General features: G+C 58.5%; 8 protein-coding genes. 1 reads left to right on the top strand and 7 read right to left on the bottom strand.

Going from position 1 to position 7957, the window contains the following annotated elements:
* Nucleotides 1-101: hypothetical protein (locus tag ACIP66_RS27760; RefSeq protein ID WP_400652393.1), on the bottom strand; the 101-nt coding region annotated here is incomplete at its 3' end.
* A gap of 285 nt (nucleotides 102-386) precedes the next feature.
* On the opposite strand from ACIP66_RS27760, the gene mltF reads away from it, so the two are divergent.
* Entirely contained in the window at nucleotides 387-1847 is a 1461-nt protein-coding gene (mltF, locus tag ACIP66_RS27755; RefSeq protein ID WP_400652391.1) for a membrane-bound lytic murein transglycosylase MltF, read from the top strand.
* An 84-nt stretch (nucleotides 1848-1931) separates the two neighbouring features.
* Here mltF and pdxJ read toward each other — a convergent pair whose 3' ends face one another.
* From pdxJ to lepA, 6 genes are all read right to left on the bottom strand, one after another.
* Nucleotides 1932-2678, bottom strand: coding sequence for a pyridoxine 5'-phosphate synthase (gene pdxJ, locus ACIP66_RS27750; RefSeq protein WP_400652388.1), 747 nt, complete (start codon nucleotides 2676-2678; stop codon nucleotides 1932-1934).
* A 48-nt stretch (nucleotides 2679-2726) separates the two neighbouring features.
* Nucleotides 2727-3416: a DNA repair protein RecO gene (gene recO / locus ACIP66_RS27745; protein WP_400652385.1), complete on the bottom strand. Its 690-nt coding sequence runs from the start codon at nucleotides 3414-3416 to the stop codon at nucleotides 2727-2729.
* A 114-nt stretch (nucleotides 3417-3530) separates the two neighbouring features.
* On the bottom strand, nucleotides 3531-4433 hold the full coding sequence (gene era, locus ACIP66_RS27740; RefSeq protein ID WP_007909024.1) for a GTPase Era: 903 nt from the start codon (nucleotides 4431-4433) through the stop codon (nucleotides 3531-3533).
* On the bottom strand, nucleotides 4426-5115 hold the full coding sequence (gene rnc, locus ACIP66_RS27735; protein ID WP_053117395.1) for a ribonuclease III: 690 nt from the start codon (nucleotides 5113-5115) through the stop codon (nucleotides 4426-4428). Before rnc ends, era begins: the two co-directional genes overlap by 8 nt.
* 183 nt (nucleotides 5116-5298) lie before the next feature.
* The gene (gene lepB / locus ACIP66_RS27730; RefSeq protein ID WP_053117392.1) at nucleotides 5299-6153 is read right to left on the bottom strand and encodes a signal peptidase I; all 855 of its coding nucleotides are present in this window, start codon (nucleotides 6151-6153) and stop codon (nucleotides 5299-5301) included.
* A 5-nt stretch (nucleotides 6154-6158) separates the two neighbouring features.
* On the bottom strand, nucleotides 6159-7957 hold a 1799-nt coding region (gene lepA / locus ACIP66_RS27725), incomplete at its 5' end, for a translation elongation factor 4 (protein WP_400652381.1).

Below are 7957 nucleotides of genomic sequence, written 5' to 3'. Positions count from 1 at the left end.
GCCTCCAGGCCACTGCCAGCGGGACCCTCCGGGCTCAGTTGCTCACGGAGTGTGCTGTGGCGAAAGGCAGAAAGGGCAGGAGCGCCGCGCAGGATCAACATCTTCGGGACAGCCTCGGGAAGGGGTGTGCTTTGAGGCCGTGCATTCTAGCCTAAACCGCCCTCAACATCACCCGAAACGCTACGCACGGTTGCACTCGGGTATCAATCTGTGTTTCCGACTCCGGAGTCAGGTAAATCGGCGGTTTGAGGCCTGCTTATTTTTACTGTAACAAAAACCCGCGAAGCCCCGTTCCTGCTGGGTTTCGTGCGGTTTTGTGACGGCCAGCAGAGTCATCCTGCACTGTCGAGATATGGCGCCAGTGGCCGTTTGCGTATACTGCGCACATGTTTTTCCCAACGGCTTTGCGTCCGCGGTACGCCAAATGGCTGATCGCAACCGGACTCTTCCTGATGCTCAGTGGCTGTGTTGATAAACCCAACACGCTGGAGCGCATAAAGGAGGATGGTGTGCTGCGCGTGATTACACGCAACAGCCCCGCCACCTACTTTCAGGATCGCAGCGGTGAAACCGGCTTCGAATACGAGCTGGTGAAGCGTTTCGCCGACGATTTGGGTGTCGAGCTGAAGATCGAGACCGCTGACAACCTCGATGACCTTTTCAATCAGATCGGCAAACCCAACGGCCCGGTACTCGCCGCCGCCGGTCTGGTCAGCAGCGAGCAGCGCAAGCAACAGGTGCGTTTCTCCCACTCTTATTTAGAAGTCACCCCGCAGATCATTTATCGCAACGGCCAGTCGCGCCCTACCGACGCCGGCGATCTGGTCGGCAAGAAGATCATGGTGCTCAAGGGCAGCACCCACGCCGAGCAACTGGCGGAGCTGAAAAAGAAATTCCCCGGCATTGAATACGAAGAATCCGACGCGGTTGAAGTGGTCGATCTGCTGCGCATGGTCGATGAAGGCCAGATCGACCTGACCCTCGTCGATTCCAACGAAGTGGCGATGAACCAGGTGTACTTCACCAACATCCGCGTCGCCTTCGACCTTGGCGATGCCAGCAACCAGAGCTGGGCCGTGGCCCCGGGCGAAGACAACAGCCTGCTCAACGAGATCAATGCGTATCTGGACAAGGTGCAAAAGAATGGCACCCTGCAACGCTTGAAAGATCGCTACTACGGCCACGTTGACGTACTCGGTTACATGGGCGCGACCACCTTCGCCCAGCACTTGCAGCAGCGCCTGCCGAAGTACGAACAGCACTTCAAGAATTACGCGAAGAAAGAGAAAGTCGACTGGCGCCTGCTGGCGGCGATCGGTTATCAGGAATCGCTGTGGCAGCCGACGGTCACCTCGAAAACCGGTGTGCGCGGGCTGATGATGCTGACGCAGAACACCGCGCAGGCGATGGGCGTGTCGAACCGACTTGATCCGAAACAGAGCATCATGGGCGGCGCCAAGTACCTGGCTTATATGAAGGATCAGCTCGACGATTCGATCAAGGAACCGGATCGCACGTGGTTCGCCCTCGCGGCGTACAACGTCGGCAGCGGCCACCTCGATGACGCGCGCAAACTGACCGCCAAAGAAGGTTTGAACCCGGACAAGTGGCTGGACGTGAAGAAGATCCTGCCGCGTCTGGCGCAGAAACAGTGGTACAGCAAAACCCGCTATGGCTACGCCCGTGGCGGCGAGCCGGTGCATTTCGTGGCGAACATTCGTCGTTATTACGACATTCTGACCTGGGTGACGCAGCCGCAGCTTGAGGGTGATCAAGTGGCTGAGGGCAATCTGCATGTGCCTGGCATCGACAAGTCAAAACCCGCTCAAGAACCTGCCCCGCTTTAAAAGCAAAAGATCGCAGCCTTCGGCAGCTCCTACAGGGTTATGTGTACACCTGTAGGAGCTGCCGAAGGCTGCGATCTCTTGATCTTAACCCTTCAGAGCTGCAGTCAGAATCAGCGCTTTCATCTCGGACACAGCGGACTTGAAGCCGACGAACAACGCATGCGCCACCAGCGCATGGCCGATGTTGAGCTCGTTGATCCCCTTGATCGCCGCCACCGCCTCAACGTTGTGATAGTGCAGGCCATGACCGGCATTGACGATCAGCCCCTGCGCCAAACCAAACGCCACGCCATCCGCAACGCGCTTCAGCTCCTCAGCCACTTCCGTCGGGGTTTCAGCATCGGCATAACGCCCGGTGTGCAGCTCGATCGCCGGTGCGCCAACGCGCTTCGACGCCGCAATCTGCCGCTCATCAGCATCGATGAACAGCGACACTTCGCTGCCAATCTTCGACAGACGCTCAACCGCAGCCTTGATCCGTTCTTCCTGCCCCGCTACATCCAGACCACCTTCAGTGGTCAGTTCCTGACGGGTTTCCGGCACCAGGCAGATGTGCGCCGGACGAATGCGCTCAGCGAACGCCATCATTTCTTCGGTGATGCCCATTTCGAAGTTCATGCGGGTTTGCAGCACATCCTTGAGCAGCAGTACGTCGCGCTCCTGAATGTGCCGGCGGTCTTCACGCAGGTGAACAGTAATGCCATCAGCGCCCGCCTCTTCCGCGTCCAGCGCAGCCTTGACCGGATCCGGGTAGCGCGTACCACGGGCCTGACGCAGGGTGGCGACGTGGTCGATGTTCACGCCAAGAAGAATGCGATTGCTGGTGGTCACGGGTGCGCGCTCCTGAAGAAAAAGATTCGGCGCACAGCATACACGGGGCTAGGGCTTGCGAAACAGCTCGCGACTAACGAGAGGACGGCCGCCCAAGTGAACGGCGAGGGCCTGGCGCATCAGGCGCTTGGCTGCGGACAGTGCGCCCGGTGCAGTCCAGTCGGCTTCGGCCATGGCCAGTAATTCGACGCCGTTGAACAGGCCGGGTTGCAGCAGAAAAACGCGCTCCAGGCCGGCATCCACTTGCAGGCGATAGAGGCCGTCTTCGGCTATCGATTCGCCGTGGATATCGGTGTTCAGCGAGAAGCCATAACCGAGATCGTCCAGCAAACGCCATTCGAAGGAACGCAGCAGCGGCTCCAGCGGACGGCCTTCGGCCAACGCCAGCAAGGTCGCGGCGTAGTGATCGAAAACGCCCGGATGCGGGTCTTCGGCGGGGAGCAAGCGGATCAGCAGTTCATTGAGATAGAGTCCACTGAACAGCGCCTCACCGTTGAGCCAAGCCGAGGTGCCAGCACTTTCCATGCGCCCGACATTCTTCAGCTCGCCCTTGCCACGGAACTCGACTTCCAGCGAGACGAACGGCCGCGCCAACGTCCCGGCCTTGCCCCGCGCACTGCGCAACACTGCCCGCAGCCGACCTTGCGGCGTGAGGAAATCCACCAAGGCACTGGTTTCGCGATAGGCGCGAGAGTGCAGGACGTAGGCGGGTTGGGCGGGAGGCGGGGTTTGCGACATAAACGTTGTTTCCCGATCAGGGATTGCAAAAAAGATCGCAGCCTTCGGCAGCTCCTACAGGTGTACGTCATGTAGGAGCTGCCGAAGGCTGCGATCTTTTGATCTTCGAATCGCTTACAGGTCGCCGTAACCCAGCGAACGCAGCGCGCGCTCGTCGTCGGACCAGCCGCCCTTCACCTTCACCCACAGGTTGAGCATGATCTTGGAGTCGAACAGCAGCTCCATGTCCTTGCGCGCTTCGGTGCCGATGCGTTTGATGCGCTCGCCCTTGTCGCCAATGATGATCTTCTTCTGACCGTCACGCTCAACGAGGATCAAGGCGTGGATGTGCAGGGTTTTGCCCTGCTGCTTGAACTCTTCGATCTCGACGGTGATCTGGTACGGCAGCTCGGCGCCCATCTGGCGCATGATTTTCTCGCGCACCAGTTCGGCGGCGAGGAAACGGCTGCTGCGGTCGGTGATCTGGTCTTCCGGGAAGAAGTGATCGTTCTCCGGCAGGTGATCGGCGATGACTTTTTCCAGCGCGTCGAGGTTGTGCCCGTGCTGTGCGGAAATCGGAATGATCTGCGCGTTCGGCAGTTGTTCCTGCAACCAGCTCAGGTGCGGCATCAGCTCGGCTTTGTCTTCGATGCGATCGGTCTTGTTCAGCGCGACGATCAGCGGGCCGGTCACGTACTGCACGCGTTCCAGCACCATCTGGTCTTCATCGGTCCACTTGGTGCGGTCAACGACGAAGATCACCACGTCGACGTCTTTCAACGCGGCCGAAGCGGTTTTGTTCATGTAACGGTTCAGGGCCTTTTCGCCACCCTTGTGCATGCCCGGGGTGTCGACGTAGATCGCTTGCACGTCACCCTCGGTTTTGATCCCGAGCATGTTGTGGCGAGTGGTCTGCGGCTTGCGCGAAGTGATCGCGAGCTTCTGGCCGAGGATGTGGTTCAGCAGCGTCGACTTACCGACGTTGGGACGGCCGACGATGGCAACATAGCCACAGCGAGTTGCGTTTGTATCAGTCATTGCCATTCTCCACGCCCAGGGCAATCAGTGCTGCAGCGGCCGCTACCTGTTCGGCAATACGACGGCTGACACCCTGACCTCGGCTTTTTTCATTCAGTAAGACAACTTCGCACTCGACGAAGAAGGTTCGGCAGTGCGGCTCGCCCTGGATATCCACCACTTCGTAGCGTGGCAAATCGCAACCGCGCGATTGCAGGTGTTCCTGCAGACGGGTTTTCGGATCCTTGTTGGTGTCGACCAGGGTCAGACCTTCGAACTCGCCAGCGAGCCAGGCCAGGACGCGTTCGCGCGCCATGTCCATACCGGCATCGAGGTAGATCGCGCCGATCAGGGCTTCGAGGGCATCGGCCAGAATCGATTCACGACGGAAACCGCCGCTCTTCAGTTCACCGGAACCCAGTCGCAAGTAGTCGCCAAGGTCGAAACCGCGTGCCAGTACGGCCAGCGTCTCACCTTTCACCAGACGTGCGCGCAAACGCGACAGTTGGCCTTCGCGGGCCAGCGGGAAGCGATCGAACAGCGCCTCGCCAGCGACGAAGTTAAGGATGGCATCGCCGAGGAATTCCAGGCGTTCGTTGTTGCGCCCGGCAAAACTGCGGTGCGTCAGGGCCAGCAGCATCAGCTCCTGATCCTTGAAGGTGTAACCGAGCTGTCGCTCGAGACGGCTTAATGAGGCGCTCACGGTTTACCCACGCTGTGTTCAAAGCTGGATTCCACCGCCATCGCCGGGATACGGCGCGGGCCTGGGACAATTAACGCTGTGTTCAAAAATTACATCCTGAATATCGTTGGCTTCATGCCCCGGAGCCGATTGTGTCGACGCCAGAAATGCATTCGGCGCTGTGTTCAACAGCGCCGTGTGTGATTACTTGATCAGGCCAACCCGCGAGAAATTCGGCAGGTGACTGAGTTTCGGTTCCGGCCAGCTCATCCAGACCGCGAAGGCCTTGCCGACGATATTCTGGTCGGGAACCATGCCCAGCAGATCCTTGGGAATCTTTGGATCATCCCAGTAGCGACTGTCGTTCGAGTTGTCGCGGTTGTCGCCCATCATGAAGTAGTGCCCGGCAGGCACTGTCCACGAACGATCCGGGGTGGCGCGATAGCGGCTCATTTCCTTGCGGATCAGGTGCTCGGCAGCACCGAGTTTTTCCTTATAGAGTTCTGCACTGCCCAGGGTGCCCGGCTCGGAGCCGATCATCTGCTCGGCAATCGACTCGCCGTTGACGAACAGATGCTTGTCAGCGGTGTAGCGAATCGTGTCGCCCGGCAGACCAACTACACGCTTGATGTAGTTGACGTTCGGGTCGCTCGGGTAGCGGAACACCATGACATCGCCACGCTGTGGGTCACCGACTTCGATGATTTTCTTGTCGATCACCGGCAGGCGGATCCCGTAAGAAAACTTGTTCACCAGAATGAAGTCGCCGACGTCCAGGGTTGGCTTCATCGAACCGGACGGGATCTGGAACGGTTCCACGAGGAACGAACGCAGCACCAGCACGATGAACAACACCGGGAAGAACGACTTGCCGTATTCAACCAGCAGCGGCTCTTTGTTGAGTTTCTCGACCACCACGACATCTGGCTGACCGACACTGCCCTGATAAGAGGCAATGGCGGCACGCCGACGCGGTGCAAGGATCAACAGATCAAGCAACGCCAACAGGCCGCAGACGAACACGGCGATGACCAGCAACAGCGGGAAATTTAGTGACATAGGACCTAACTATCCAACCTGAGCACTGCAAGGAAGGCTTCTTGTGGAATTTCCACGTTGCCGACCTGCTTCATGCGTTTTTTACCGGCCTTCTGCTTTTCAAGCAGTTTTTTCTTACGGCTAACGTCACCGCCGTAGCACTTGGCCAATACGTTCTTTCTGAGCGCCTTGACGGTTGTCCGTGCCACGATCTGACCGCCAATGGCGGCCTGAATCGCCACGTCGAACATCTGACGAGGAATCAGTTCTTTCATCTTTTCGGTCAACTGGCGACCTTTGTAGTGCGAGTTGTCACGGTGCACGATCAGCGCCAGAGCGTCGACCTTGTCGCCGTTGATCAGCACGTCCAGCTTCACCAGATTAGCCGATTGGTAACGATCGAAATGGTAATCCAGCGAAGCATAGCCGCGGCTGGTGGATTTGAGACGGTCGAAGAAGTCGAGTACCACTTCGTTCATCGGCAAGTCGTAAGTGACCTGCACCTGATTGCCGAGGAACAGCATGTCGACTTGTACGCCACGCTTCTCGATGCACAGGGTGATGACGTTACCCAAGTGTTCCTGCGGCACCAGGATATTGGCGCGCACGATTGGCTCGCGCATGTCTTCGATCGACGACACATCCGGAAGCTTGGATGGGTTGTCGACGTAAATTGTTTCACCGGTCTTCAAAACCAGTTCGAAAATTACCGTTGGCGCCGTGGTGATCAGATCCAGGTCGTACTCGCGCTCGAGGCGCTCCTGGATGATTTCCATGTGCAGCATGCCGAGGAAGCCGCAACGGAAGCCGAAGCCCAGTGCGTCGGAGCTTTCCGGGGTGTATTGCAGCGACGAGTCGTTGAGGGTCAGCTTCTGCAATGCTTCGCGGAAATCCTCGAAGTCGTCGGAACTGACCGGGAACAGACCGGCGTAAACCTGCGGCTGGATGCGCTTGAAGCCAGGCAGCACTTCAACGTCCGGGGTCGAACTCAGGGTCAGGGTGTCACCGACCGGTGCACCGTGAATGTCTTTGATGCTGGCGATGATGAAGCCCACTTCGCCGGCCTTCAGGTCAGCAGTAGCGGTGTGCTTCGGGTTGAACACGCCAACGCTGTCGACCAGATGGATCTTGCCGGTGGACTTGACGAGGATCTTGTCGCCCTTCTTCACGCGACCATGACGCACGCGCACCAGGGAGACAACACCCAGGTAGTTGTCGAACCAGGAGTCGATGATCAACGCTTGCAGCGGATCTTCGATGTTGCCGGTCGGCGCAGGAATGGTGTGCACCAGACGCTCGAGCACTTCGTCGACACCCAGGCCGGTTTTGGCGCTGCAGGTGACGGCGTCGGTAGCATCGATGCCGATGATCTTCTCGATTTCGTCTTTGACGCGATCAGGATCAGCCTGTGGCAAATCGATCTTGTTCAATACCGGCATGACCTCAAGGCCCTGCTCGATGGCGGTGTAGCAGTTGGCCACGGACTGGGCTTCAACGCCTTGACCGGCGTCGACCACCAACAGTGCACCTTCACACGCGGCCAGGGAACGGCTGACTTCGTAGGTGAAGTCGACGTGGCCCGGGGTGTCAATGAAGTTCAGCTGGTACTTGATACCGTCTTTGGCGGTGTAATACAGGGTGACGCTGTGGGCCTTGATGGTGATCCCGCGTTCACGTTCCAGATCCATGGAATCCAGTACCTGGGCTTCCATTTCACGCTCGGCCAGGCCGCCGCACATCTGGATGAAGCGATCGGCCAGCGTCGACTTGCCATGGACAATGTGGGCGATGATGGAGAAATAGCGGATATGACTCAAATCACTCA

It is taken from the genome of Pseudomonas sp. NPDC088429, from assembly GCF_044753305.1.
In the GTDB taxonomy this organism is placed as follows: Bacteria; Pseudomonadota; Gammaproteobacteria; order Pseudomonadales; family Pseudomonadaceae; genus Aquipseudomonas; species Aquipseudomonas rustica.
This window is presented reverse-complemented; position numbering and strand designations above follow the sequence as displayed.

Excerpts from the sequence above, each read along its gene's own strand:
- era (WP_007909024.1), bottom strand. The coding sequence starts at position 4,433 with ATGACTGATACAAACGCAACTCGCTGTGGCTATGTTGCCATCGTCGGC.
- recO (WP_400652385.1), bottom strand. The coding sequence starts at position 3,416 with ATGTCGCAAACCCCGCCTCCCGCCCAACCCGCCTACGTCCTGCACTCT.
- mltF (WP_400652391.1), top strand. The coding sequence starts at position 387 with ATGTTTTTCCCAACGGCTTTGCGTCCGCGGTACGCCAAATGGCTGATC.
- lepB (WP_053117392.1), bottom strand. The coding sequence starts at position 6,153 with ATGTCACTAAATTTCCCGCTGTTGCTGGTCATCGCCGTGTTCGTCTGC.